The organism is Nocardioides daedukensis, from assembly GCF_013408415.1.
GTDB lineage: Bacteria > Actinomycetota > Actinomycetes > Propionibacteriales > Nocardioidaceae > Nocardioides > Nocardioides daedukensis.
Genome location: NZ_JACCAA010000001.1, coordinates 3,451,912 through 3,477,333 on the forward strand (window position 1 = coordinate 3,451,912; position 25,422 = coordinate 3,477,333).

Annotated in this window: 25 protein-coding genes; 15 read left to right on the top strand and 10 right to left on the bottom strand. The window is 68.9% G+C overall.

Annotated features, from left to right (window positions below; translation table 11 throughout):
- A complete protein-coding gene (locus BJ980_RS16800) occupies window positions 1–1,137 on the bottom strand; it encodes a hypothetical protein (RefSeq protein WP_179503352.1) in 1,137 nt (378 codons plus the stop codon).
- A gap of 33 nt (window positions 1,138–1,170) precedes the next feature.
- Here BJ980_RS16800 and BJ980_RS16805 point away from each other — a divergent pair, with 33 nt between their 5' ends.
- The 4 genes from BJ980_RS16805 to BJ980_RS16820 are packed head-to-tail and all read left to right on the top strand — an operon-like array spanning window position 1,171 to window position 4,497.
- On the top strand, window positions 1,171–1,449 hold the full coding sequence (locus BJ980_RS16805) for a hypothetical protein (RefSeq protein WP_179503353.1): 279 nt from the start codon (window positions 1,171–1,173) through the stop codon (window positions 1,447–1,449).
- A gap of 9 nt (window positions 1,450–1,458) precedes the next feature.
- Window positions 1,459–2,379 (top strand): N-acetyl-1-D-myo-inositol-2-amino-2-deoxy-alpha-D-glucopyranoside deacetylase, encoded by a 921-nt coding sequence (mshB, locus tag BJ980_RS16810; RefSeq protein WP_179503354.1) that lies wholly within the window; start codon window positions 1,459–1,461, stop codon window positions 2,377–2,379.
- The gene (locus BJ980_RS16815; RefSeq protein ID WP_179503355.1) at window positions 2,376–2,783 is read left to right on the top strand and encodes a hypothetical protein; all 408 of its coding nucleotides are present in this window, start codon (window positions 2,376–2,378) and stop codon (window positions 2,781–2,783) included. The genes mshB and BJ980_RS16815 overlap by 4 nt, the downstream gene beginning before the upstream one ends.
- A gap of 10 nt (window positions 2,784–2,793) precedes the next feature.
- Complete coding sequence (locus BJ980_RS16820; protein WP_179503356.1) at window positions 2,794–4,497, top strand: VanW family protein; 1,704 nt, start codon at window positions 2,794–2,796, stop codon at window positions 4,495–4,497.
- A gap of 2 nt (window positions 4,498–4,499) precedes the next feature.
- Here the strand turns inward: BJ980_RS16820 and BJ980_RS16825 are convergent, their stop codons facing one another.
- Complete coding sequence (locus BJ980_RS16825; protein WP_179503357.1) at window positions 4,500–5,468, bottom strand: GNAT family N-acetyltransferase; 969 nt, start codon at window positions 5,466–5,468, stop codon at window positions 4,500–4,502.
- A gap of 63 nt (window positions 5,469–5,531) precedes the next feature.
- Here BJ980_RS16825 and fdxA point away from each other — a divergent pair, with 63 nt between their 5' ends.
- The 3 genes from fdxA to BJ980_RS16840 all read left to right on the top strand — a co-directional run bounded on the left by fdxA (window position 5,532) and on the right by BJ980_RS16840 (window position 9,171).
- Window positions 5,532–5,858, top strand: a complete 327-nt coding sequence (fdxA, locus tag BJ980_RS16830; protein ID WP_179503358.1) for a ferredoxin — start codon at window positions 5,532–5,534, stop codon at window positions 5,856–5,858.
- Window positions 5,859–5,866: 8 nt separating this feature from the next.
- Entirely contained in the window at window positions 5,867–6,967 is a 1,101-nt protein-coding gene (gene dapC, locus BJ980_RS16835) for a succinyldiaminopimelate transaminase (RefSeq protein ID WP_179503359.1), read from the top strand.
- Between the two features lie 83 nt (window positions 6,968–7,050).
- Entirely contained in the window at window positions 7,051–9,171 is a 2,121-nt protein-coding gene (locus tag BJ980_RS16840) for an oxidoreductase (RefSeq protein WP_179503969.1), read from the top strand.
- Between the two features lie 10 nt (window positions 9,172–9,181).
- Here BJ980_RS16840 and BJ980_RS16845 read toward each other — a convergent pair whose 3' ends face one another.
- From BJ980_RS16845 to BJ980_RS16855, 3 genes are all read right to left on the bottom strand, one after another.
- The gene (locus BJ980_RS16845; protein WP_179503360.1) at window positions 9,182–10,153 is read right to left on the bottom strand and encodes a VldE C-terminal domain-containing protein; all 972 of its coding nucleotides are present in this window, start codon (window positions 10,151–10,153) and stop codon (window positions 9,182–9,184) included.
- Between the two features lie 2 nt (window positions 10,154–10,155).
- On the bottom strand, window positions 10,156–11,115 hold the full coding sequence (gene dapD, locus BJ980_RS16850; protein WP_179503361.1) for a 2,3,4,5-tetrahydropyridine-2,6-dicarboxylate N-succinyltransferase: 960 nt from the start codon (window positions 11,113–11,115) through the stop codon (window positions 10,156–10,158).
- Between the two features lie 104 nt (window positions 11,116–11,219).
- Window positions 11,220–12,329: a hypothetical protein gene (locus BJ980_RS16855; protein WP_179503362.1), complete on the bottom strand. Its 1,110-nt coding sequence runs from the start codon at window positions 12,327–12,329 to the stop codon at window positions 11,220–11,222.
- A gap of 350 nt (window positions 12,330–12,679) precedes the next feature.
- On the opposite strand from BJ980_RS16855, the gene ileS reads away from it, so the two are divergent.
- Window positions 12,680–16,003 (top strand): isoleucine--tRNA ligase, encoded by a 3,324-nt coding sequence (gene ileS / locus BJ980_RS16860; RefSeq protein WP_179503363.1) that lies wholly within the window; start codon window positions 12,680–12,682, stop codon window positions 16,001–16,003.
- A 43-nt stretch (window positions 16,004–16,046) separates the two neighbouring features.
- Here the strand turns inward: ileS and BJ980_RS16865 are convergent, their stop codons facing one another.
- Both BJ980_RS16865 and BJ980_RS16870 read right to left on the bottom strand, forming a co-directional pair.
- The gene (locus tag BJ980_RS16865) at window positions 16,047–16,775 is read right to left on the bottom strand and encodes a YoaK family protein (protein ID WP_179503364.1); all 729 of its coding nucleotides are present in this window, start codon (window positions 16,773–16,775) and stop codon (window positions 16,047–16,049) included.
- A 93-nt stretch (window positions 16,776–16,868) separates the two neighbouring features.
- Window positions 16,869–17,729: an LLM class F420-dependent oxidoreductase gene (locus BJ980_RS16870; protein ID WP_179503365.1), complete on the bottom strand. Its 861-nt coding sequence runs from the start codon at window positions 17,727–17,729 to the stop codon at window positions 16,869–16,871.
- Window positions 17,730–17,835: 106 nt separating this feature from the next.
- Here BJ980_RS16870 and dapE point away from each other — a divergent pair, with 106 nt between their 5' ends.
- The 5 genes from dapE to BJ980_RS16895 are packed head-to-tail and all read left to right on the top strand — an operon-like array spanning window position 17,836 to window position 21,189.
- Window positions 17,836–18,903 carry a succinyl-diaminopimelate desuccinylase gene (gene dapE / locus BJ980_RS16875; RefSeq protein ID WP_179503366.1) on the top strand — a complete coding sequence of 356 codons (1,068 nt, stop codon included), beginning with the start codon at window positions 17,836–17,838 and terminating at the stop codon, window positions 18,901–18,903.
- A complete protein-coding gene (locus tag BJ980_RS16880) occupies window positions 18,900–19,682 on the top strand; it encodes an LOG family protein (protein WP_246279994.1) in 783 nt (260 codons plus the stop codon). Before dapE ends, BJ980_RS16880 begins: the two co-directional genes overlap by 4 nt.
- Before the next feature lie 7 nt (window positions 19,683–19,689).
- Window positions 19,690–20,004, top strand: a complete 315-nt coding sequence (locus BJ980_RS16885; RefSeq protein ID WP_246279995.1) for a DivIVA domain-containing protein — start codon at window positions 19,690–19,692, stop codon at window positions 20,002–20,004.
- A gap of 15 nt (window positions 20,005–20,019) precedes the next feature.
- Entirely contained in the window at window positions 20,020–20,442 is a 423-nt protein-coding gene (locus BJ980_RS16890) for a hypothetical protein (protein ID WP_343047846.1), read from the top strand.
- A gap of 12 nt (window positions 20,443–20,454) precedes the next feature.
- Window positions 20,455–21,189, top strand: coding sequence for a M14 family zinc carboxypeptidase (locus tag BJ980_RS16895; RefSeq protein WP_179503367.1), 735 nt, complete (start codon window positions 20,455–20,457; stop codon window positions 21,187–21,189).
- 21 nt (window positions 21,190–21,210) lie between these two features.
- Here the strand turns inward: BJ980_RS16895 and BJ980_RS16900 are convergent, their stop codons facing one another.
- Both BJ980_RS16900 and BJ980_RS16905 read right to left on the bottom strand, forming a co-directional pair.
- Window positions 21,211–22,002, bottom strand: a complete 792-nt coding sequence (locus BJ980_RS16900) for an enoyl-CoA hydratase/isomerase family protein (protein ID WP_179503368.1) — start codon at window positions 22,000–22,002, stop codon at window positions 21,211–21,213.
- 32 nt (window positions 22,003–22,034) lie between these two features.
- Window positions 22,035–22,805, bottom strand: a complete 771-nt coding sequence (locus BJ980_RS16905) for a PaaX family transcriptional regulator (RefSeq protein ID WP_179503369.1) — start codon at window positions 22,803–22,805, stop codon at window positions 22,035–22,037.
- Window positions 22,806–22,926: 121 nt separating this feature from the next.
- On the opposite strand from BJ980_RS16905, the gene BJ980_RS16910 reads away from it, so the two are divergent.
- Both BJ980_RS16910 and BJ980_RS16915 read left to right on the top strand, forming a co-directional pair.
- The gene (locus BJ980_RS16910) at window positions 22,927–23,094 is read left to right on the top strand and encodes a DUF3117 domain-containing protein (protein ID WP_179503370.1); all 168 of its coding nucleotides are present in this window, start codon (window positions 22,927–22,929) and stop codon (window positions 23,092–23,094) included.
- Window positions 23,095–23,098: 4 nt separating this feature from the next.
- Window positions 23,099–24,643 (top strand): leucyl aminopeptidase, encoded by a 1,545-nt coding sequence (locus BJ980_RS16915; protein WP_343047847.1) that lies wholly within the window; start codon window positions 23,099–23,101, stop codon window positions 24,641–24,643.
- Between the two features lie 27 nt (window positions 24,644–24,670).
- Here BJ980_RS16915 and BJ980_RS16920 read toward each other — a convergent pair whose 3' ends face one another.
- Window positions 24,671–25,306, bottom strand: a complete 636-nt coding sequence (locus BJ980_RS16920; RefSeq protein WP_425490363.1) for an O-methyltransferase — start codon at window positions 25,304–25,306, stop codon at window positions 24,671–24,673.
- Window positions 25,307–25,422 lie beyond the last annotated feature (116 nt).

Here is a 25,422-nt window from a genome sequence, read left to right on the forward strand (position 1 = left end):
TCAGGCGCGCTCGGCGAACCAGCTCCGCTTCATCGTGAACACCCAGCGCCGCAACGGGTGCTCGGTCACCGACCAGAAGGCTCCGCCGTCGGTGCCCGAGGGCCAATAGCTCAGGTCCTCGCAACCGATCGGTGTCGCCCACCTGAATCGGCGGAACCTGGCAGCCGCCCCGGGCGCCACATGTCCGACGTACACGCTGCCGGGCAGGAACGGGCCGTTGGAGGTGGTGATGTGGAAGGTGTCCTCGACCACCGCGATGCCCTGCATCCCCATGATCCCGGGGTCCGCGAGCATCGCCGGGCCGCTGTGTCCGTCGCCGCCGATCACCAGGTGCATGCTCTCGGGGTCCATCGCGAACCGCGCCAGCCGGGTGGAGGAGGTGCCGCGGCCATATTCGCCGACAACGAGCTGCGGACTCGGCCCGCTGCGGTCGATGGACATGAACGAGTAGCGCAGCCGGCCCAAGCCCTCGTCGGTGTCGGCCCGGTAGGAGAAGCGGACCGGCAGGACATAGCGATAGCCGAAGGTGGAGACCTTCTCGTCGCTGTCGGCGCCCGGATAGGTGAGCAGCCCGCGGTCGCGGATCCCGTGGTCGTCGGGAATCCGGAGGATGTCGTCGACCCGGCAGGTCATGAAGCCCTTGCCCGTCGCGGCGATGTGCAGGTAGGGACCGGCCCAGACGATGCCGCCGGCATGCACCTTCAACGGCTTGAGACTCATCCGGCCGTCCTTGTCGCGGACCGGGACCACCAGCAGGACGTGGCGATAGCGCAGCGTGTCGAGGTCCACGAAGGTCAGCCGTGAACCCTTGTTGATCCCGTCGACCTTCTTGGAATACCAGGTGACCACGGCCAGGCGGCGCTGGTCGCCGTCGGCGCCGAACGCGTCGGCCGACGTGGTGATCCCCTGTGGCCACCAGCGCTTGGTGAGGGTGTCGGACCGCTCCCAGCGAAACGCCCGGTCGACCGCACGGCCCAGGGCCCAGGCACTGCGGCGAGCCTTCCGGTTCAGGTCCGCCAGCAGTACGTCGAGACCCGCGCGGCCACCGAGCCGCTCGGCCAGCTCATCGATCTCGTCGCTGTTCTCCTCGGTGCGACGCAGGCGGAAGCCGGGCACGAAGGTGTGGGGCGAGGACATGGGTTCAACCATAGGAGGGGAGATAATGAAACGGTGAGAGGCATCTTCTTCAGCGACGACGACGCGGGCGCGGTCGTGGCCAAGCTGACCAGCCAGGGTTGGGAGGCATCCGTCGTCCGGGAGCGACTGGCCGGTGAGGACGACGACGAGGACCACCCGTGGGCGGTGGTGACCGACGCGCCCGACATCGTCTTCGAGGTGATCGTCGACCAACACGACGGCTGGCTCGACGCCGAGGAGCCGGAGCCGGCGACACCTCCAGCGCCTCTCGACCTGCCCACGGCCCCCAAGCGGATCAAGCGCCCGCACTAGTCTTGGGCCATGACCGCTGAGCCCCTTGCCACGCACCGTCTCCTGCTCGTCCACGCCCACCCGGACGACGAGTCCATCGGCCAGGGCGCCACGATGGCGAAATATGTTGCCGAGGGACGCGGCGTCACCCTGGTCACCTGCACCGCGGGCGAGATGGGGGAGATCCTGGTCCCCGAGCTGGAGCACCTCGCGGCCGACAAGGACGACAAGCTCGGCGAGCACCGCAAGGGTGAGCTCGCCAAGGCGATGGAGACGCTCGGTGTCACCGACCACCGCTTCCTCGGCGGCTTCGGGACCTACCGCGACTCGGGGATGAAGTGGCACGCGGACGGGCACGCGGTCGCTGCCGACACGCTGCACGAGAACGCCTTCTGGCACGCCGACCTGACCGAGGCCGCCAACCACCTGGTCACCGTGATCCGCGAGGTCCGGCCCCAGGTGCTGGTCACCTATGACCAGTTCGGCGGCTACGGCCACCCCGATCACATCCAGGCCCACCGGGTGGCGATGTACGCCGCCCAGCTCGCCGCCGTGCCTTCCTACCGCCTCGACCTGGGCGAGCCCTGGGAGATCGCCAAGATCTATTGGGGCGCGATGAGTGAGACCCGGATGCGCGACAGCCTCCGCGCGATCCGCGCGACCGGAGACACCACCACCTTCGAGGGGATGGACCCCGACGGTGAGATGGGTCCGTTCGTCACCCCCGACGACCAGCTGGCCGCGCGCGTCGACGCCACCGAATACGTCGACGTGAAGATGGCCGCGTTGAGGGCCCACCGCACCCAGATCGAGGAGGACGGGTTCTTCTTCAGCGGCGCGGAGAGCGGGCACGCCTTCTGGGGCGACGAATACTTCCGGCTCGCCAAGGGCACGCAGGGCCCGGTCGGTGACGACGGCCTCGAGAACGACCTGTTCGCCGGCCTGGCATGATGCCCCAGACCGGCCTGATGCCCCGGACCGGCCTGCTCCCGCTGAGGGGGCCGCTCCTGGCGCTGGCTGCCCTGGCCTGCTGCGTGGTGGGGGTGATCACCGGGGTGGCCTCGGTCGCGGTGCACGAGAAGAACTGGCTGCTGTTCCTGCTGGCGCTCGCTGCGCCGCTCAGCTGCGCGCTCGCGCTGCGACCCGGATGGCTGCGCTGCGGGTTTGTCGCCGGATGGGTCGCGTTGCTCTTCGTGGCGCTCCAGACCAGGCCGGAGGGTGACTACGTGGTGATGTCGAGCCCGCGAGGTTATCTGCTGCTGGCTGGCGCGCTGGTGTTGATCGTCCTGGCCGTGGTGACCCTTCCGCGTCCGGGGCGAGCCGCCGAATCGGAGCCTGAGAAGCGCCCAACCTAGGATGTCGCTCGTGAAGAAGCCCTCATCGGAGAGCAACGGCGGCCGCGTGGTCATCCTGACTGTGCTCGGCCTCCTCGTACTGGTTGCCGTCGGCTATGCCGCGGCCTATGCCGGGGCGGGGGCGAAGGTGCCGCGCGCCACGACCGTTGCGGGCATCGATATCGGCGGCAAGGAACGCGGCGACGCGATTGCCGCGCTCGAGAAGGGACTGGCCGAGCGCGACTCGATCCAGGTCACGGTCGACGGCAAGGCCGCGTCTGCGATCGGTGCCGAGAAGGCCGGGATCACCGTCGACACCGCGGCAACGGTGGAGCAGGCAGGCAGCGGCAAGAGCTGGTCGCCGTCGCGGCTGTGGAACTACTACACCGGCGGCGACGAGGTTGAGCCCGTCATCGACGTCGACGAGGACGCTCTCTCCGCTGCCCTCGATGAGCTGAACAAGAAGGTCGGCACCGAGCCCAAGGAGGGCCGGGTCGCCTTCCGCCGCGGCGAGGCCGTCACCATCGCCGGCAAGTCCGGGGAGGGTGTCGACCCGGACGCCGCACGGGATGCACTGGTCCGGGCAGCCGTGTGGGGCGAGAGCGCCGAGCTCGAGCTCGTCGAGATCAAGCCCGAGATCGACGAGACCGACGTGCAGGACGCCCTCAACGAGTTCGCCAACCCGGCCACCTCGGGTCCGGTCACGCTGGTCTTCGACAAGCACAAGGTGGTGCTGACCCCTGAGGAGTTCACCCCGGTCCTGTCCATGAAGGCCGCGGACGGGAAGCTCGCGCCCGAGCTGGACGAGAAGAAGCTCTCGAAGCTGGTCCGGTCCAAGTTCGCCGAGGACATGGGCCAGCCGGTCGACGCGACCGTCAAGCTGGTCGACGGCAAGCCCAAGGTGATCCCCGGCAAGCCCGGCGTGGACTATGACCAGAAGGACATCAACGAGGCGTTCCTCGCCCTGGTGAGCAAGGAGTCCGGCCGACAGGTCAAGGTCCCCTCGAAGGTCGTCAAGCCCAAGTTCACCACCGCCGACGCCAAGAAGCTGGGGATCGTCGAGGAGGTCTCGAGCTTCTCCACCTACTATCCCCATGCCGAATATCGCAACGTGAACCTCGGCCGTGCCGGGGAGCTGATCGACGGAACCGTGCTGAAGCCCGGAGAGACCTTCTCCCTCAACGACATCGTCGGGGAGCGGACTGCCGCGAACGGGTTCGTCGAGGGTTACATCATCTCCAACGGGATCCTGAAGAAGGACTACGGCGGTGGCGTCTCCCAGATGGCCACCACGGTGTTCAATGCGATGTTCTTCGCCGGCTACGAGGACGTCGAGCACCGGCCGCACTCGTTCTACATCGACCGCTACCCGGTCGGCCGCGAGGCCACCGTGGTGTGGGGAGCGTTGGACCTCGCGTTCAAGAACGACACCGAGCACGGTGTGCTCATCGACGTCGAGGTCAACAAGAGTGGCCCCGGCGGGCAGGGCGAGGTCAAGGTGACGATGTATTCCACCGAGGTCTGGGACATCACCAGCTCCACCGGCGACCGCTACAACTTCACCTCGCCCAAGACCCGCGAGCTGACCACCGACGACTGCGAGCCCAACGCGGGGTATGGCGGCTTCGACATCGACGTGTGGCGCTACTTCCACAAGCCCGGCTCGTCGAAGGTGGAGAAGAGCGAGAAGTTCCACACCACCTACACGCCGTCCGACAAGGTCGTCTGCAAGTAGCTTCAGCTGGGCGGGCTCAGGTAGGCGAGTGAGTGGTGGGTGCTGAACCCGAGCGACTCATAGAGCGCCAGCGCGGGGGCGTTGTCCACCTCGACATGGAGCCACAGCGTGGTCACTCCCTGCTCGGCTGCCCGGTCGACCAGCTCGGCGATCATCCGGCGGGCGACACCGCGGCGCCGCAGCTGGGGTACGACGCCGAAGGCGTGGATGCCCATCCAGTCCCCGGAGATCCCGGCGCGGGCGCTGGCCATCACCTCGCCGTCCACCGTGATGGTCAGCTCGAGCCGCGGGCCGTCCTCGGTGATCTGCATGCCGTCGACGTCGCCCTCGGGGTCGTCGGTGGGGCCCCAGGTTGTCACGGTGCGCAGCAGGCGCGCGGTCCGCGACAGCGAAGCGATCTGGAAGTGTGCGCTGCCGCCCTCGACCACCGACCAGCCGGCGGCCAGGAAGTGGGCCTCGACAGCCGAGTCGGTCTCCACCTGGAGCAACACGGCGCGATCGCGAGAGGCATAGAACGCGCGCACCTCCTGCTCGGCCTCGGCCAGGGATGATCCCGGGTCGCCCATGGCCAGGCAGGAGTTGGCCCGTTTGAGCAACCGGCCGACCGGAGCCGGGTCACTGCGCAGCTCCCAGTCGCCCAAGGAACGCCGCTCGACGTGGGGCCACAGCACCAGGGCGTGGCCCTCCGCCTCACGCGGGGAGACCCGGTGGCGCACCGAGGGGCGCGGGGGGACCGGCTTGCCGGAGACGATCTCGGCGATGGGGATGGCGACCTCGGGGCCGGACTCCGGCGCGACCACGCAGGTGCCCTCGCCCCACGACGTACAGGTGCCGAGCACGTCGGTGAAGGCCGGGCCGCCGGTGGGTCCGGTCTCACCGGGGACCAGACGGCGTACGACGACTCGCTGCCCGACCACGTGCGGACCGAGCAAATGCTTGCCCACGACTTGGGAGTCAGGGCGCGAATCCATGCCCGGGATACTAGACTGTGCCGCAGCAACCCGCTCTGTAGTGCAAGTCCTCAGGAGGAACTGGTGACCTACGTCATCGCCCAGCCGTGTGTCGACGTCAAGGACCGCGCATGTGTCGACGAGTGTCCGGTCGACTGCATCTACGAGGGCAAGCGGATGCTCTACATCCACCCCGACGAGTGCGTCGACTGCGGTGCCTGCGAGCCGGTCTGCCCCGTTGAGGCGATCTTCTACGAGGACGACACCCCGGAGCAGTGGAAGGACTACTACGACGCCAACGTGAAGTTCTTCGACGACCTCGGTTCCCCCGGCGGCGCGGCCAAGATGGGTGAGATCGACAAGGACCACCCGTTCATCGCTGCTCTCGAGCCGCAGAACCAGGACCACTGATCCCTCACGTGGGCACGGTCTCGGCCAAGCTGCCTGACTTCCCCTGGGACCACCTGGTCCCGTTCGCCGACAGGGCGCGTGCGCATGTCGACGGCATCGTCGACCTCTCGGTCGGCACGCCCGTCGACCCGACGCCTGCCGTCGCGCAGGAGGCGTTGACCGCTGCTGCGGACAACCCCGGTTATCCGGTCACGATCGGCAAGGTCGAGACGCGGCAGGCCGCTCTCGACTGGATGGAGCGCCGCCTCGGCGTCAGGGGTCTCGGCCTCGACGCCGTGCTGCCGGTGATCGGTTCCAAGGAGCTGATCGCCAGCCTGGCGCTGCACCTGGGCGTCGGTGCGCGAGACCTGGTGGTCCATCCGCGCCTTGCCTATCCGACCTATGAGGTCGGTGCGGCGCTGGCGGGGGCCCGTTCGCTCGCCGCGGACTCGCTCACCTCGATCGGCCCCGAGGTGCCCAAGATCCTCTGGATCAACTCGCCGTCGAACCCGACCGGCAAGGTGCTGCCGATCGACCACCTGAAGAAGGTCGTCGACTGGTGCCGTGACCGGGGCACGATCCTGGTCTCCGACGAGTGCTACATCGAGATGGCGTGGGACGCCGAGAAGCAGCCGATCTCGGTGCTGCACCCGGACGTCTGCGGCGGCAGCAGCGAGGGCATCCTGACCGTGCACTCGCTCTCCAAGCGCTCCAACCTGGCCGGCTACCGCTGCGCCTTCGTCGCCGGCGACCCGGCGCTGGTCGGCGAGCTGTTGGCCGTGCGCAAGAACCTGGGCCTGCAGATGCCCGGCCCCCAGCAGATCGCCATGGTCGCTGCGCTCGACGACGACGAGCACGTCGCCCAGCAGCACGCGCGCTATGCGGCTCGGCGGGCGAAGCTCCGCGAGGCGCTGGAACGCAACGGCTTCCGCATCGACGACTCCGAGGGATCGCTCTATCTCTGGGCGACCCGCGAGGAGGACTGCTGGAAGACCGTCTCCGACCTGGCCGACCTCGGGATCCTGGTGGCTCCGGGCGCGTTCTACGGCGCTGCCGGGCACCAGCACGTGCGGGTGGCCTTCACCGCCACCGACGAGCGGGTGGACGCAGCCCTCTCGCGCCTGGCCTGATCCACCGCAGTTTCGGGCAGTCCCGATCAGCGGGGCAACCACGGTGAGTCCCGGCGTCGCAGTTCTACGGTGGCGCGGTGTCCATGAAGAAGAACGCGCCCGCGACCCATCCCCACCTCCTGTCCCCGGGACGGATCGGTGTGATGGAGGTGAAGAACCGCGTCGTGCTGCCGGCGATGGACATGAACCTCTGCGTCGACGGTGAGATCGAGCAGGGCGACATCGACCACTACGTCGCGCGAGCGAGGGGCGGGACCGGGCTGATCATCACCGGAGCCAGCGCCATCGCCTTCCCCGCAGGCACTGCCAGTCTCAAGGAGCCCGGACTCTCCGACGACAAGTTCATCCCCGGGCTGCGCGCGCTCGCCGACGCGGTCCACGCGGCCGGCAGCAAGCTGTGCGTGCAGAGCACGCACCACGGCAAGGTGTCCCGCATCGACACCCGGCAGGGACGTGCGCTGCTGGTCCCCTCGGAGCCCGACTACACCCTCGACATGAGCGCCTTGGCCGACAACACCGGCGAGGAGCTCGCCCGGATGGGCGCAGTGACCGGCGGCAAGCAGCCGAGCCACCACGTGGCCACCCTGGAGGACCTGGCCTGGTTGGTCGAGACCTGGACCGCCGCGGCGGTGCGGGTGATGCAGGCCGGTGCCGACGCGATCGAGATCCACTGCGCCCACGGCTACATCCTCGGCGCCTTCCTCAACCGTCGCGACAACCTGCGCACCGACCAGTATGGCGGATCCCTGGAGAACCGGGCCAAGCTCGCCTGCGAGGTGATCTCCTCGGTGAAGGCAGCGGTCGGCGACAAGCTGGCAGTGCTGGTCCGGGTCGCCGGCGAGGAGTTCGGCCAGGAAGGTGGGCTCACCTCCGAGGAGGCCTGTGCCGCCTCGGTGCTCTTCGAGCAGGCCGGTGCCGACGCCATCCACGTGACCGGGTGGGGCCGCAACCCCTTCGCCAACTTCACCGACGGCCCGTTGCCCAACAAGGTCGGCGCCTATGTCGACCTGGCCGCCGCGGTCAAGAAGCACGTGTCGATCCCGGTGATCGCAGTCGGGCGCGTCCTGCCCGGCGTGGGGGAGCGCGCCCTCGCCGAGGGCAAGGCCGACTTCGTCTCGATGGGCCGTCAGCTCCTGGCCGACCCGGAGATCGTCAACAAGCTCGCCGCCGGCACGCCGCAGGCGATCCGACCGTGCATCAACTGCTACGTCTGCGTCCAGGAGAACTTCTGGGATGACAGTCCCATCTGCGCGGTCAATCCCGCGCTCGGTCGCCAGACCCCGCTCGACCTCGGCCCGACCCGGTCACGCAAGCACGTGCTCGTGGTGGGCGCGGGCCCCGGCGGACTCGAGACCGCACGCGTCCTGACCGAGCGGGGTCACCGGGTCACCGTCGTGGACCGGTCCGACCGCCTCGGCGGCACGCTGTGGTTCTCCACGCTGACCACTCCCGACAACGAGCAGCTCCTCGACTGGCTCACCAGTGAGGTCGAGCGACTGGACATCGAGGTCCGGTTGGGCACCGAGGCCACACCCGAGCTGGTCCGCCAGATCAACCCCGACCACGTCGTGGTCGCGACCGGCGCAACGCGCGGTCGCCCGGCGGTTCCGGGCGGCGACCTGCCCCACGTCCACACCGGCGACACCCTGCGCGACCTGCTCCTGGGTTCCGCCGACGGTGACAACGGCACCCGGTTCATGCGCACGATGGGCAAGCTCGGCAAGCTGTCCGGCGTCACGAAGAGCCCCGAGGCGATCCGTCGCCTCACCCGCACCTTCCTGCCGATGGGCAAGGACGTCGTCGTGATCGGCGGGTCGCTGGTCGGCCTGGAGCTCGCGGAGTGGCTGGCCGAGCGCGGCCGCAACGTGGTGCTGGTCGAGGAGGGCCAGGCGCTCGGCCTGCCGATGGCGATGCCGCGCCGCTGGACCGCCGTACGCCGTGCCGGCGAGGAGGGCGTGGTCCTGCACCGTCGCGCGACGGTCACCGCGATCACCAAGGACCACGTCGAGTTCACCGTCGGGGACCAGGCGCACACTGCCCCCGCTGACCTGGTGATTCACGCCGCGGACACCGCTTCGGGTGCCCCGCTCGCGGAGCTCCTGCGCGAGGCGGGAGTGCCGGTGGACGTGGTCGGCGACGCCGCCGAGGTGGGCTACATCGAGGGCGCGATGCACTCGGCCTGGGACGTGGCCGCGACCATCTGATCCGGCTGGATCACTCGTGCACGTCGACGTGCACGTGGTCGCGGTGCTCGAGGATGGCGACGGTCTCGTCCGACTTGCCGGATACGTCGCCGGGGTCGAAGTCGCGCCAGCCGTCGTCGGCGCGACGAGCGGTCCAGATCATGTCGTCATAGATGACGGTGGCGATGTCGAGACGGTCGGCCTGGGCCACGAGGTAGTAGGCCATCGCCCAGCCCTGCTTGCGCTGCTGCTCGTTGATCGGCCGGAAGAAGACGTCGACCGCGCGACCCTCGTAGTGCGCCGAGCCCTCCATGTGGCCGCTGCTCACGCCTTCGGGGGAGAAACCGCCGACCGACTGGTCGCCGAACGCGCCCTCGAGGTCGACCAACACGTCGGCAGCGCGTGCGGTCAGGCCGTTCTCGTCCAGCTCGGCTGAGGCCTTGGCGACCTTGGCGTCGACCTTGCAGGAGAACTGGCCGCCCTGGGAGTTGCCGGTCAGTGCCGAGGCGAGCGCGCGGGCGTCGGCGGCGTGGTCCTCATAGGCCTCAGGGAACCCGGAGCGCTGCACCCGCTGGGCGGCCTCGGTGATCCGCATCTCCTCATAGCCCTCGATCTTCTCCAGGGCGTCATAGAAGGCGTTGGTCGAGTAGTAGGGACTCATGATCTCGTCGCGAGTGCCCCAACCCTGCGAGGGCCGCTGCTGGAACAACCCGATCGAGTCCCGGTCGCCGTGCTCGATGTTGATGATCTTCGATTCCTGGTAGGCCGTGGCCAGGGCGATGCTGACCGCCCGCGCCGGCAGCCCACGACGTACCCCGATGGCTGCGATCAGCGCGGCGTTCTCGGCCTGCTCCAGACCGAGGTCAACCTTGTGCCCGTCGACCTCGACCTGACAGCCGTCGGATCCCGGCAGGGGCCCGAACCCGCGGTCCACTGCGACCGCTACGCCGACGACCACCCCGATCACCGACAGTGCGCCGATGATCCTCGTCCGGGTGGACACGGTCAGTCGTTGGCGTGCAGGGCGGCGTTGAGCTCGATGCCCTGGCCCTTCCACGCAACGGCCTCGATGGCGCCGCTGACCGAGTTGCGGCGGAAGAGCACGTTGCTGGCTCCCGAGAGCGAGGAGGCCTTGACCACCCGGGTCTCACCGTCGTCGTCCTTGACGGCGACCTTGGTGCCCGCGGTGATGTAGCACCCGGCCTCGACGACGCAGTCGTCGCCCAGCGAGATGCCCAGCCCGGAGTTGGCGCCGAGCAGGCAGCGCTCACCGATGGAGATGACCGCCTTGCCACCACCGGAGAGGGTGCCCATGATCGAGGCGCCGCCGCCGACGTCGGAGCCGTCGCCGACCACGACCCCACCGGAGATGCGGCCCTCCACCATCGAGGCGCCGAGGGTGCCGGCGTTGAAGTTCACGAAACCCTCGTGCATGACGGTGGTGCCGGAGGCGAGGTGGGCGCCGAGGCGGACCCGGTCCGCGTCGCCGATGCGGACGCCGCTGGGGATCACGTAGTCGACCATTCGCGGGAACTTGTCGATGCCGTGGACGGTGACGTGCTGGCCGGCGGCGCGCAGCCTGGCGCGAGTCAGCTCGAAGCCCTCGACGGCGCACGGACCGGCGCTGGTCCACACCACGTTGGTGAGCAGGCCGAAGGTGCCGTCCAGGGAGAGTCCGTGGGGCTGCACGAGGCGGGTCGAGATCAGGTGCAGGCGGAGCCAGACCTCCTCGGTGCTGCTCGGTGCGGCGTCCAGGTCGCTGATCGAGACCAACCGAACCTCACGGCGTACGCCGCGCAGCTCGTCGTCGCCCTCGAGCGTCGTCAGCTCGGCAGGGGCCGTGGCGTCCTGGGGAGCGGCGCCCATCTCGGGGGCCGGGAACCACACGTCCAGGACGGTGTCGTCGGGGGTCAGAGTGGCGAGGCCCCATCCATGGGCGGCGCGCTGGCTCGAGTTCTCAGTCACGCCTCAACCCTACGGAATGACCGGGAACCACCGGGCACCCCGTGTGCCCGGTGGACGTGCCCGGTGGACGTGCACAGTCCACGCAGGTCTGGCCGCGTCATCGATCAGAAGAGATAGCTCGAGACCTTCCAGGTCCCGGACGAGTCGGTGGTCAGATAGACCGTCAGCTCCCCGACGTCGTTTCCACCCGACACCATCGGCACCTCGTAGATGGCGAGGGACGGGGTGCTGGTCGTCTCCTTGGGCTCCCCGAAGGTCACGCCCTGCTCGTCGTCGAGCTTGATCTCGTCGCAGTCGGCGATCTCGGGGATGTAGAGCACGGCCTTGGCAGCGTCGCAGTCGTTGGCGACGATGGCGGCGACCAGGGTGTTGACGGTGCTGAGCGCGTCGGTGCCTCCGCTGCCGGGTTGGGAGGTGCCGGGGCTCGCGCCGGGCGCGGGCACGGTGCTACCTGAGCCGCCGTCCCCGGAACCGCCGTCGGATCCGGACGCGCCGGGGGAGGAGCTGCTCGACTGGGGCCTGACGCCGAAGCTCTCTACCTTCCACTCGTCGTCGACCTTCACCACGACCATCGCGATGGTGGTGTCGACCTTCTGGCCGGTGCTCGGGTCGGAGGCCTTCGTGTCCACGTTGAAGCTGACTCGGTCGTCGTCGCTGGAGGATTCCTCGGGATCCTCGAACGAGATGTCACCCTCCGGCGGGACCGTTGACGCGCAGTCCTCCTCGTTGGGTGTCCGCAGTGCCTGGGCGGCCTCGCAGTCGCGGTCGCGCAGGGCCTCGACGTACGCCGTGGCCACCGCCATCGCGCTGCCAGCGTCGCCATCCGTCTTGTCGTCGCTGTCGTTGTCATCGCTTCCGAGGGTCAGCACCAGGGTGATCACGATGCCCACGATCAGAAGCAGGCCCACGACGATCGCGATGATCACCTTCCAGGGCGGGCCGCCGGGCTTGTTGGGGCCGCCCGGGCCGTTGAACGGACCGCCGTACTGACCGCCGCCGTACTGGCCGGGCTGCTGGGCGCCGTACTGACCGCCGCCGTACTGGCCGGGCTGCTGGGCGCCGTACTGGCCGGGCTGCTGGCCCCACTGCTGCTGACCCTGCTGCGGGTTCCACTGCTGCTGCTGGCCCCACTGACCGGGCTGGGCGGGCTGGTCTGGGTTGTTCTGGCCCGGGTTCTGCGGGGGGAACTGGCCGCCGGGGTGCTGGTCGCTCATGGCACAAAGCATGCGCAGCGCAGCGGTCCGTCAAACCTCCCGCCACGACGCGACTGCACCGCGGGCGCCGGAGCCTGAGAACTGATTGGTCCCGGCCGCCGTGTCGGGTCTAAACTGCGCACAAGAGCGTTCGAGCCGTCATCAGCGGCGAGCTTCCGGAAGAACGGGTCCGCCAGCACCGGGACCCCACTAGAACCGGACGGGCGGGCCCGTCACAGCCTGAGTTGAGTGGCCACCGTCGCGACAGCCGGACAGTGGCAAACGAGGTGGTACCGCGGTCATCCGGCACAGCCGGTGAGTCGTCCTCGTGGCAGCAGCCCGAGTTGCACGACGTACGACCAGGAGACCCGATGACCTATCCCAAGGCTTCCACCGACGAGACTTCCGGCGTCGCGTCGAGCCCGAGGTTCCCCGACCTCGAGGAGCGCGTGCTCGCCTACTGGAAGGACGACGACACCTTCGTCGCCAGCGTCGAGCAGCGGGATGCCGGCGCCAACGGCGAGAACGAGTTCGTCTTCTACGACGGGCCGCCGTTCGCCAACGGGCTGCCGCACTACGGCCACCTGCTGACCGGCTACGTCAAGGACGTCGTCCCGCGCTACCAGACGATGCGCGGCAAGCGCGTCGAGCGCCGCTTCGGCTGGGACACCCACGGGCTGCCCGCCGAGCTCGAGGCGATGCGTCAGCTCGGTCTGAAGACCACCGACGAGATCCACGAGATGGGCATCGAGAAGTTCAACGACGCCGCTCGGTCCTCGGTGCTGAAGTACACCGGCGACTGGGAGCAGTACGTCACCCGCCAGGCCCGCTGGGTCGACTTCGACAACGACTACAAGACGCTCAACCCCTCCTACATGGAGAGCGTGATCTGGGCGTTCAAGACCCTGCACGAGAAGGGTTACGTCTACGAGGGCTTCCGGGTCCTGCCCTACTGCTGGAACGACGAGACGCCGCTGTCGAACCACGAGCTGCGGATGGACGACGACGTCTACAAGCAGCGCCAGGACCCGGCCGTCACCGTCGGCTTCGAGCTCGCGCCGACCGGCCAGGACCCGGTCCTGGACGGTGCGCTCGCCCTGATCTGGACCACCACTCCGTGGACGCTGCCCTCCAACCTCGCGGTGATGGTCGGCTCCGAGATCGCGTACGTCGTCGTCGAGGCGCCGGTGCCCGGGCGCACGGCTCCGGACGGCAGCGCGGTCACCGCCCGCTACCTGCTCGCCGAGGCCAGGTTGTCCTCCTACGCCCGCGAGCTGGGCAACGAGGACGGCGAGTTCGAGGTGCTCGGTCGTTACCTCGGCTCCGACCTGGTCGGTCGCACCTACACGCCGCCGTTCACCTACTACGCCGGCCACGAGAACGCCTTCCGCATCGTCGCCGCCGACGACGCCGTCACCACCACGGACGGCAGCGGGCTGGTGCACAGCGCCGGCGCCTTCGGAGAGGTGGACAAGGAGGTCACCGACCGCGAGGGCATCGAGGCGGTGATGCCGGTGGGCAAGGACGGCCGCTTCACGCACCCGGTCGAGGAATATGCCGGGATGCTGGTCTTCGACGCCAACCTGCACCTCATCGACCACCTCAAGGCGGCCACCCGCGGCGAGGGCGAGACCGGGGCGGTGTCCACAGGCACGGTCCTGCTGCGCCGCGAGTCCTACGAGCACTCCTACCCGCACTGCTGGCGCTGCCGCGAGCCCCTGATCTACAAGGGTGTCTCGTCCTGGTTCGTCGAGGTCACCAAGTTCAAGGACCGGATGCTCGAGCTCAACGAGCAGATCCGCTGGACGCCCGACCACATCAAGCACGGCCAGTTCGGCAAGTGGCTGGAGAACGCCCGTGACTGGTCGATCACGCGCAACCGGTTCTGGGGATCCCCGGTGCCGGTGTGGAAGAGCGACGACGAGGCCTACCCGCGCCTGGACGTCTATGGCTCATTCGCCGAGATCGAGCGCGACTTCGGCACGCTGCCCCGCAACGCAGCGGGGGAGCCCGACCTGCACCGTCCCTACGTCGACCAGCTCACCCGGCCGAACCCCGACGACCCGACCGGGAAGTCGACGATGCGTCGCGTCGAGGACGTCCTCGACGTCTGGTTCGACTCGGGCTCGATGTCCTTCGCCCAGGTGCACTACCCGTTCGAGAACGCCGAGTGGTTCGCCGGCACCGACGGCCAGGGCGGGCACTTCCCGGGTGACTTCATCGTCGAATACATCGGCCAGACCCGCGGCTGGTTCTACACGCTGCACGTGCTGGCCACGGCGCTCTTCGACAAGCCGGCCTTCCAGTCCTGCATCAGCCACGGCATCGTGCTCGGCTCGGACGGCAACAAGATGTCGAAGTCGCTGCGCAACTACCCCGACGTCAGCGAGGTCTTCGACTCCGCCGGCGCCGACGCCATGCGCTGGTTCCTGATGGCCTCGCCGATCCTTCGTGGCGGCAACCTGGTCGTCACCGACCAGGGCATCCGCGACACCGTGCGCCAGGTGCTGATCCCGCTGTGGAACAGCTGGTACTTCTTCTCGCTCTACGCCAACGCAGCCAACGGCGGGCAGGGCTACGAGGCGCAGAGCTGCCTGGGCCGTGCGGACACGTTGCAGAACCCGCTGGACCGCTACCTCCTGGCCAAGACGCGACAGCACGTCGAGCAGATGACTCGGCAGATGGATGCCTACGACATCGCCGGTGCCTGCGAGACGACCCGGACCTTCCTGGACGTGCTCACCAACTGGTACATCCGCCGTTCCCGGGAGCGGTTCTGGTCCACCGGCGACGACCTGGACAAGGACGCCTTCGACACCCTCTACACGGTGCTCGAGGTGCTGTGCCGGGTGAGTGCGCCGCTGTTGCCGCTGACCCTGGAGGAGATGTGGCGCGGGCTGACCGGTGGGCGCTCGGTGCACCTGACCGACTGGCCCAGCGTCGACGACCTCCCGGCCGATGACGACCTGGTCGCCTCGATGGATGTCGTGCGCGACGTGTGCTCCTCGACCTCCGCGCTGCGCAAGAGTGCGTCCCTGCGCAACCGGCTGCCGCTGTCGATGCTCACGGTCGTGGTCGACGGGGCCGAGTCCCTGTCGGGCTTCTCCTCGATCGTTGCCGACGAGGTCAACGTCAAGTCCGTGCGCCTGCTCGACATCGCCGACCCCGAGGCTGCGTCGTACGGCGTCTCGCAGAAGCTCACCGTGAACGCCCGCGCCGCAGGCCCCCGCCTGGGCAAGAACGTCCAGGTGGCGATCAAGGGCTCGAAGTCCGGCGACTGGTCGGTCGACGAGGACGGGACGGTCACCTCGGGAGGACTCGCGCTGGTCGAGGGCGAATATGCCCTGGAGACGGTGGCTGCCTCGGGCGACCAGACCGCCACCGGCATGCTGCCGCGCGGTGGATTCGTCGTCCTCGACACCGTGGTCACCGCCGAGCTCGCGGCCGAGGGCCTGGCCCGCGACCTGGTCCGCGCAGTGCAGCAGGCTCGTCGCACCGCCGGCCTCGACGTCTCCGACCGGATCGCGCTGAGCATCGGTGGCCCCGAGGAGGTGCTGGCCGCGGCCCGCGCCCACGAAGGACTGATCGCCGGGGAGACCCTGGCCACCTCGGTCCTGATCGAGGGCACTGTCGAGGGCGCCACTGTCGAGCTCGGCGACGGGCTCAAGGCAACCGCCGGCGTGGCCCTGGCCTGATCTGCCGACTCGGGACTTCACGCGGGAGGCACTTTCCCAGTGGTCAGGGTGCGCTGGCAGGCCGGCGCCTGATGTCGGAGAGGACCGGCGGCGTGGCCAGGACCAACAGTACGAGTCCAGTCGGGATGACCACCGGGAAACCGAACTCGAGATAGCCGACTGCGCCGAGGACGCCGCCGAGGAAGAAGAGCGCCACCAGGAGGGCCAGGATTCCGAGCTTTCGCAGGTCTGCCTCGACCGGCGGAAGCCCGGGAGTGCGTTCGCGGTAGGCGAGCTTGCCGAGCTCGATCCCGATGTCGGTGATCATGCCCGTGACATGGGTGGTGCGGATCTGCGCGCCGGACAGCTTGGTGATGATCGCGTTCTGCAGACCCATGGTGAAGCCGAGCACGGCGATGATGCTCAGGGCCCGTCGTGGACCCTCCAGGCCCTCCGCCAGGACTCCGAACGCGAGGATCAGCAGTGCCTCGAGGAGCAGGACGTTCGCATATCGCCCCTGCAGGCCCCGACGCCTGCCCCAGTTGAAGATGACCGCACAAGTGATCGCTCCCAGGACGAATCCGATCAGGGCGGTGACAGCGAGCCAAGCAGCTTGGCTGAAGCCGAGGACCAGGGCGTCGGCGACGGTGGCGGTGAGACCGGTCATGTGGGAGGTGTAGGCCGCCACCGCCACGAATCCGACAGAGTTCAGGATCCCGGCGGTCAACGCCAACAGACTGGCCAGTTGGACGTTGCGGATCGGGCTCCGCTCGGCGCCAGTGAGTCCGAACATGCTCTGGAGCCTTTCACGCCCATCCCGGGTCGGGCCGGGTGGACAGCGGCCCGGGTGTGCCAGCAACTGCGACAGGCCGGGAGCCCGACAGACTCAGGAGGTAGGGGCGGTCAGTCCCAGCTTGACGGCGAGCCGCTCCAGATGGGCGACGGCCTCGTCCTCGCCGGCGTCCGGGATGCCCCAGATCAGCTCGGTGACGCCGGCCTCGGTCCACTCGGCGTAGTCCTCGGGCGTCGGCTTCCTCGCGACCAGCACGTGGATCTCGGGGGAGCCGTCGCGACCGGCATCGGCCCAGGCCTGCTTGAGGGAAGCAGCCTTGTCGCCGATGCCGGTCTCGATCGGGGTCGTCATCCACCCGTCCGCGTGTGCCGCGATCCAGGCGAATGTCTTGGGTCCTCCACCTGCGCCGATCAGCAGCGGGACGTGGGACTGCACGGGCTTGGGCCAGGCCCACGAGGCGCCGAAGCTCACGAACTCCCCGGAGTAGGACGCCTCGTCCTGGGTCCACAGGGCCCGCATCGCCTCGACGTACTCCTTCAGCACGGTGCGGCGCTTCTTCGCCGGCACGTGGTGGTCGGTGAGCTCGTCGACGTTCCAGCCGAAGCCGGCGCCCAGGGTCACCCGGCCACCGGAGAGGTGGTCCAGGGTGGCGATCGTCTTGGCCAGGGTGATCGGGTCGGACTCGACCGGGAGCGCCACCGCGGTCGAGAGCCGGATGTGCGAGGTGACCGCGGCCGCGGTCGCGAGTGAGACCCACGGGTCGAGGGTGCGGGTGTAGCGATCGTCGGGGAGGGTTTCGTCACCGGTGCCCGGGTGGACGGCCTCGCGCTTGACCGGGATGTGCGTGTGCTCGGGCACATAGAACGTGTCGAAGCCGCGGTCCTCGGCGGCCTTGGCTGCGGCAGCGGGGGTGATGCCGCGGTCGCTGGTGAAGAGGACGATTCCGTTGCGCATGGACTGAATCTAGAACACGTTCCAGTTCTTGACCAGAGCTAGCACGCACTTCGTGTCCGAGATGGCGACCGGGGCGCAGCAACGGCGCTCGCCTACGATTGCCCACATGCCGGAACTCGATCTCTCAGCCGACGCCGTCACCCTCACCGAGGCCCTCGTCAACATCGAGTCGGTGAGCCGGGACGAGAAGGCGATCGCCGACGCGATCGAGATGGCCCTGACCGGTCTCGATCACTTGCATGTCACCCGGCACGGCAACACCATCGTGGCGCGCACCGACCTGGGGCGCGAGGACCGCGTGGTGATCGCGGGCCACATCGACACCGTCCCGCTGAACAACAACCTTCCGGCCCGGCGCGAGGGCGACCTGCTGCACGGCCTGGGGACCTGCGACATGAAGGGCGGGGTCGCTGTCGGGCTCAAGCTGGCCGCAGGCGTTCCGGACCCCGATCGAGACGTCACTTACGTGTTCTACGAGGCGGAGGAGATCGAGGCCGAGCACAACGGGCTCTACAAGCTCAGCATCTCCCATCCCGAGCTGATGCAGGCCGACTTCGCGATCCTGATGGAACCCTCCAACGGCGTCGTCGAAGCAGGGTGCCAGGGCACCATCCGGGTCGAGGTGACCACCCGCGGCGAGCGGGCGCACAGCGCGCGGAGCTGGATGGGTGTCAACGCGATCCACGGTGCCGCCGAGATCCTCGAAATCCTCAAGGCGCATCAGCCGCGCAAGCCGGTGATCGATGGGCTGGAGTTCCACGAGGGGCTCAATGCGGTCTTCATCTCCGGCGGCGTCGCTGGCAACGTCCTTCCCGATGAGTGCGTCGTGACCGTGAACTACCGCTTCGCCCCGGACCGATCGGCCGACGATGCGGAGGAATGGCTCCGCCAGCTCTTCGCCGGTCACGACGTGGTGGTGACCGACAAGTCTCCCGGTGCCCTGCCCGGACTCTCGGTCCCGGCCGCTGCGGCGTTCATCGAGGCCGTCGGCGGCACCGCCAACCCGAAGTTCGGCTGGACCGACGTCGCGCGCTTCAGCGGGCTCGGCGTACCGGCGGTCAACTTCGGCCCCGGCGACCCGCTGCTGGCCCACAAGCAGGAGGAGTTCGTCCCGATCGCGCAGATCGTCGAGTGCGAGCGCCAGCTCCGCGCCTGGCTCGGGGCCGAGGCATGAGCGGCAAGGGGGAGAAGAAGCGTGGCGACAAATATCGCGGACCGGTGATGATGCGCCGTTCCCAGATCGACAGTGGCACCACCGACCAGCGGCTGCTCGACTCCCGTGGCCCCTCGGACTGGGTGCACACTGACCCCTGGCGCGTCCTGCGGATCCAGTCGGAGTTCGTCGAGGGCTTCGGCGCGCTGGCCGAGCTCGGTCCGGCCATCGGTGTCTTCGGCTCTGCGAGGACCCAGCCCGAGGACCCCTTCTACGCCAAGGGCGAGGAGGTGGGGCGCAAGCTGGTCGAGGCCGGTTTCGCCGTGATTACCGGCGGTGGCCCCGGCGCGATGGAGGCGGCCAACAAGGGGGCCTCCGAGGCCGGTGGCGCCAGCATCGGGCTCGGCATCGAGCTTCCCTTCGAGACCGGGCTCAACCAGTGGGTCGACAAGGGCATCAACTTCAGGTACTTCTTCGCCCGCAAGACGATGTTCGTCAAATATTCCCAGGGCTTCGTGGTGCTGCCCGGGGGCGTGGGCACCCTGGACGAGCTCTTCGAGGCGATCACCCTGGTCCAGACCCAGAAGGTCACCTCGTTCCCCGTGGTGCTGATGGGCGTGGACTACTGGTCCGGTCTTCTCGACTGGCTCCGCGACTCCGTGCTCGCCGAGGGCAAGATCAGCGAGGCCGACCTCGACCTGTTCACCCTCACCGATGACGTCGACCTCGCGGTGCGGCTGATGGTCGAGGCCCGCGAAGGCCGAGGCCCCACGGCACGAGCCCCCAAGCAACCGGAGTGATCGCCCGATGATGTGGTTCTTCGCCATCCTGGCTGTGCTCGCCCTCGGCGGGGTCGCCGTGGTCGCCTCGGGCAGAGGGGCCCCGATGGCCGAGGTGCACAGCGACCGCCCCGACGTACTCGTCCCCGCAGACCGCCAGCTGCACGGCAGCGACCTGCGCCGGATCCGGTTGAGCACGGCCGTGCGGGGCTATCGGATGGACGAGGTCGACGCACTGCTCTCACGCCTGGCCGCACAGCTCGAGGCGAGCGAGGCTCGGGCCGCCGGGCCCGACGCCGACCCGCTCACCGGGGAGGTCGATGGCGGGCCGAGGGGCGGATGAGGCAAACTCACCCCCGTGCCCCTCACTTGGATCGTCTACATCCTGACCGCGCTTGCTGTGGTCGTCGTGATGCTGACCCGGGTGCGTCTGGGAGGTGACCGGGGAGCCGGCCGGTTCCGGATCTCACCTGTTCTGCTCAACATCCACACCGGCGCCGGCGTGCTGGCCATCCTCATCTGGACGGCCTTCCTCGTCACCGGCGCGGGCGAGGGTGAGGGACATTCGATCGTCGGCGTGGTGGGTCTGGCCTGCTTCTGGCTCACCACCGTCGTTGGCCTGATGATCCTCTTCCGGTGGCTGCCCAGCACCGGCAAGCACTCCTCGGAGGCCGTCCATGACACCTGGAGCACCGGTCCGGGCTTGTCCGTCCTCGCACACGTCGGGATGTTCCTCGGCGTCTGCGTCTTCACCTGGGCATATCTGACCTCTGCTGTGTGAGGAACAACCACGATGAAGACTCGGGTCCTGATCATCGTTTCCCTCGTCCTGACCGCCACCTTGTTGGCGGTCCCGTCCCAGACCAGCGCCGGAGGATTTCCGGCGGTCACCGAGACGCGGATCCTCGGCCACTCGGTCCAGGGTCGCCCCATCCGGGCCTGGCGCCTGGGCGATCCGAATGCCTCGCGAAAGGCCGTCATCGTCTCGACGATGCACGGCAACGAGGACGACACCTACCTGATCCTCAACGAGCTGCGCGGTGGTGATCCGATCAGGGGGATCGATGTCTGGGTGGTCCCGAAGTACAACCCCGACGGCTATGCGCGCCGGAGCCGCAAGAACGCGCGCGGCGTCGACCTGAACCGCAACTACCCGCACGGTTGGCGTGACCTCGACGGCAACTACGAGTCAGGTCCCCGCGCCATCTCCGAGCCGGAGACCCGCGCGATGATGCGGTTCCTCGACGAGATCAAGCCGCGCTACCTGATCAGCTTCCACCAGCCGCTCCACGGCGTCGACCTCGACACCAAGAGCAACTACCTGGCCCGCAAGCTGATCTGGCACCTGAAGCTGCCCGGCAAGCGGTTCACCTGTGGCGGCGTCTGCCACGGCACCATGACGAGTTGGTACAACTACAAACACCCCGGCAACGCGATCACGGTCGAGTACGGCCAGAGCCCGAGCCGCTGGCACCTGACCCGCAGGGCGCCGGACCAGCTGCTCAAGGTCCTCACCGCCCGCCGCTGACGGGTACGTCGTACGCCCGCGTCAGCGTCCCTCGAACTGCGGCTTCTGCTTGGCCACGAACGAGGCGACGGCGGCGCGGTGGTCCTCGGTCGCGCCGGTGTGCGTCATCATCGCGGACTCGAAGGCGACCGCCTCCTCGAAGGAGGTCCCGGCCGCGTGCGTCAACGATCGGCGGATCGAGCCGAACGACTGGGTCGGTCCGTTGGCGAGCCGGGTGGCCAGTCGGGCGACCTCGTCGTCGAGCTCCTCGGGTGCAACCACCGTGGTGGCCAGTCCCAACTCCTTCGACTCGGCCGCGGACAGGGTGCTGGGGAAGTAGAGCAGCTCGAGTGCCTTCGCCCGACCGACCAGTCGGGGCAGGGTCCACGAGGCACCGGTGTCGCAGGACAGCGCGATCCCGGTGAAGGCCAGGTTGAAGCCGGCGGTGGTGCTGAGGATCCGGAAGTCGCAGGCGAAGGCCAGGCTGGCGCCGGCTCCGGCCGCGACGCCCTGGACTGCGGCGACGACCGGCTTGTTCATCGTGGCGATCGCGGTGACGATCGGGTTGTAGTGCCGGTCCACGGTGGAGAACAGGGCATCGGTGTCACCGCTGTCGAGGAGCTTGATGTGCTCCTTGAGGTCCTGCCCGACGCAGAACGCGCGCCCGGTCCCGGTGAGCACCAGGCATCGCACGGTGTCGTCCTCGGCCACCTGAGTCACCGCATCCAGGAGTGCTTCCTTGGTGGCGATGTCGAGGCTGTTCATCGCCTCGGGACGGTTCAGGGTGATGGTGGCGATGTGGTTCTCGATGTTGAGCAGGATGGGGTCGGACATGGGGTCGGACATGGTGTTCCTTTCGGGGAGTCTCAGAAGAGGATGCGGTCGACGAAGCGGTCCGCGCCGGGCTTGAGTCGGGTCGCCTCGGCGCGGAAGTGGTCTGCGGCCGCGGTCCCGGGCCAGTTGAGAGGCAGCAACGCCTCGGGCAGGCCGGGATCGCGGAAGAGGAACTTGCGCCACTCGTGGACCAGCCGGAAGCGCTGGGCGAACTCGTCGCGATCCGGGTCCGGGCCGGGTGGGGCGACGTCGCTGCGCACGGCCTCGAGCCAGCCGGCATATTCCTCGCCCAGCGCCGCCAGGTCCCACCCGGAGAGCGGAAAGGACGGGGGAGAGAACCCGAGCGATTGGGTCCGAGCCGCGGAGGTCGACTCGCGCTCGAGCATCCCGTCGAGCTCCGGCTGGGGCCAGGGGCTCGCCCACAGACCGTCTCGCAGCTCGGCGAAACCCATCCAGCGCAGGGATGTGCGCACCCGCTCGCGCCGGCCACGATCTGGGATCGGATCGAGGACGACCAGGTGCCAGCAGCCGTCCCAGACCCGGTTGCGGGTGCGATAGATCCGCTGTCGCGCCTCTTCGAGACGGCCAACGGCCTGCTCCGTGGCGCGATAGCCACGCCCCGCGGCGAGGGTGACCGGGACCAGCCAGTCCTCGCGGACCATCCTCGAGATCGCGGTGCGCACCGCCTGGGCCGAGATGCCCGCGGGCTCCAGGAGCCGCACCAGGGCGGCCACCGGGGCCTCGTTGCCGCGCGTGCGGAGCAGGTCTCCATAGACGTCGAAGAGGGCCGACCGCGCGTGCATGGGAGGAGTCTGCCAGCCCCCGGGTGTGACGTGGGTTTCCACCCTGCAGGGGGCATGGGGGATAATGAAGGTGCGTACGGCGTCACAGGGCGCGGGCATGAACACAGGAAGAGGTTCGCTGATGGCGGCGATGAAGCCACGGACCGGTGACGGACCGATGGAGGTCACCAAGGAAGGCCGCGGAATCGTGATGCGGGTTCCGCTCGAGGGCGGTGGCCGTCTTGTTGTCGAGCTGAACGCCGACGAAGCCAAGGAACTTGGCGATCTGCTCAAGGGTGTTGTTGGCTGAACCAGTGGCCACACCGACGCGAATCCCCGTCCTACCCACCCAGGTCGAGCCCCCGGCATACTCCCTAAGCGGAGCGCCGTTCGACCACAGCGACGACGCGAGCAATGACCGAGCGGTCGTTGCCGTGCCCGTGCTGGCGGGTGAGGAGGACGGGTCGCTCGTTCTCGGCCCCGGTGCGGCAGACGTAGCCGAGGACCTCGGTGTCGACCTGTTCGCGGTCCTCGAGCACCACCGCGCAAGCGGCAAGCCCGGTGAGGTGACCACCCACCCGGTCCTTGATCACCCGCGCTGGAGCGCCGTCCACCTGGTCGGCGTCGGAAGCGGCGGGAACGACGACCTGCGCCGCGCCGGCGCGGGCCTGGCCAGGGTCGTCAAGGACCAGCCCCTGCTGGTCAGCTCGGTTGCCACCCTCGGTGACGCCGACGGGCTCGAGTCCTTCGTGACCGGCCTGAGCCTGGGCTCGTTCGAGTTCCACTGGCGCAAGGACGGCCCCAAGGCACAGCCCGTACGCCGCGTAGTGCTGGCCGGTGGACCTGACCTGCAGCCGGCCCTCGACCGGGCCGTTGCGATCGCAGGCGCCGGCTGGACGGCAAGGTTCCTCGCCTCCGTCCCCTCCAACTTGAAGAACCCCGCCTGGTTGGCCGACCAGGCCGTGGCCCTGTCCGACATCCCGGGCCTCAAGGTCACCGTCTGGGACGAGGACCAGCTCGAGGCCGAGGGCTTCGGCGGGATCCTGGCGGTCGGCAAGGGCTCTGCCACGCCGCCGCGCCTGATCCGCATCGACTACACGCCGTCACGCAAGTCGAACAAGGGCCATGTCGCCCTGGTCGGCAAGGGCATCACGTTCGACACCGGCGGGCTGTCGATCAAGCCCGGCGAGGCGATGGTCAACATGAAGCGGGACATGACCGGCGGCGCGGTCGTGCTGGCCACGATGGCGGCACTGCCGGCGCTGGGTTGCACCGTCAAGGTGACCGGCTTCATCGCCAGTGCCGAGAACGCGATCAGCGGCAACTCGTTCCGGCCTGGCGACGTGATCCGCCACTATGGCGGTCGCACCACCGAGGTCACCAACACCGACGCCGAGGGCCGACTGGTCCTGGCCGACGCGATGGCCTATGCCGTGGCGAAGGTGAAGCCCGACGTGCTCGTCGACATCGCCACCCTGACCGGCGCGATGAAGGTGGCCCTGGGCCTGCGCACCGGCGGCTACTTCGCCAACGACGAGGCCCTGGCCGAGCTGATCGCCGAGGCCGGCGGGGCAGCCGGTGAGCCGCTCTGGCGGATGCCGCTGGCCAGTGTCTATGAGGAGAAGCTCTCCTCCAAGGTCGCCGACGGCGACAACGGGGCCGGCAACCCCGGCGCGATCACGGCAGCGCTGTTCCTGCAGCACTTCGCCGGCGAGGTGCCCTGGGCGCACCTGGACGTGGCCTCCGTGGGTGACGCACCCGAGGATGACCATGAGTGGACACCCGGCCCGACCGGGTTCGGTGCCCGCACCCTGCTGCAGTGGCTGGGTGGCGAAGCGCCGCTCGCCGGCATCCGCTGAGCGGAGCCGACGAGCGGGTGGTCCCGGTTATTCCGGGATCCACTCCTTCTTGATCGCCAGCAGGCCATCGCCCACGGGCAGCAGCACCGGGACCAGGCCCTCGGACTCGACAACGAGTCGACCCAGGTCGCGGATCGCGACGGTCTCCTCGTCGCGCTGCGCCGGGTCGGCCACGCGGTCGTGCCACAGGGCGTTGTCGAACGCCACCACACCACCGGGACGCAGCAGGCGCAGCGCCTCCTTGAGGTAGTCGGCGTACTCGCGCTTGTCCCCGTCGCAGAAGACGAGGTCGTAGTGACCGTCGGTGAGGCGGGGGAGGACGTCGAGTGCCGCACCCGGGATGGTGCGCGCCCGGTTGGCGGGAACGCCGGCGTCGCTGAAGCCCTGCTTGGCCAGGCGCTGGTGCTCGGTCTCGATGTCGACGGTGGTGAGGACTCCGTCGGCGCGCATGCCGCGCAGCAACCACAGGCCCGAGACCCCGGTGCCGGTGCCGATCTCCACCACGGCGCGGGCGTCGAGGACGGAGGCGAGGAAGCGAAGCGATGCGCCGACGCCGGAGCCGATCGGGACGACCCCGACCTCTTCGGCGCGCGATCGCGCGGCGGCGAGGATCTCGTCCTCGGGCACGAACTCTTCGGCATAGGTCCAGCTGGTGGGCTTGATGGGCGTGGTGATGACGGCCTCCTGAGTTCGTACGACGCACCGTTGCGGTGACCCTACAACGAGCGGCGCCCACCGCTGCGCGCTGCGATGCAGGAACACGACGCCTGGCCCCTGCG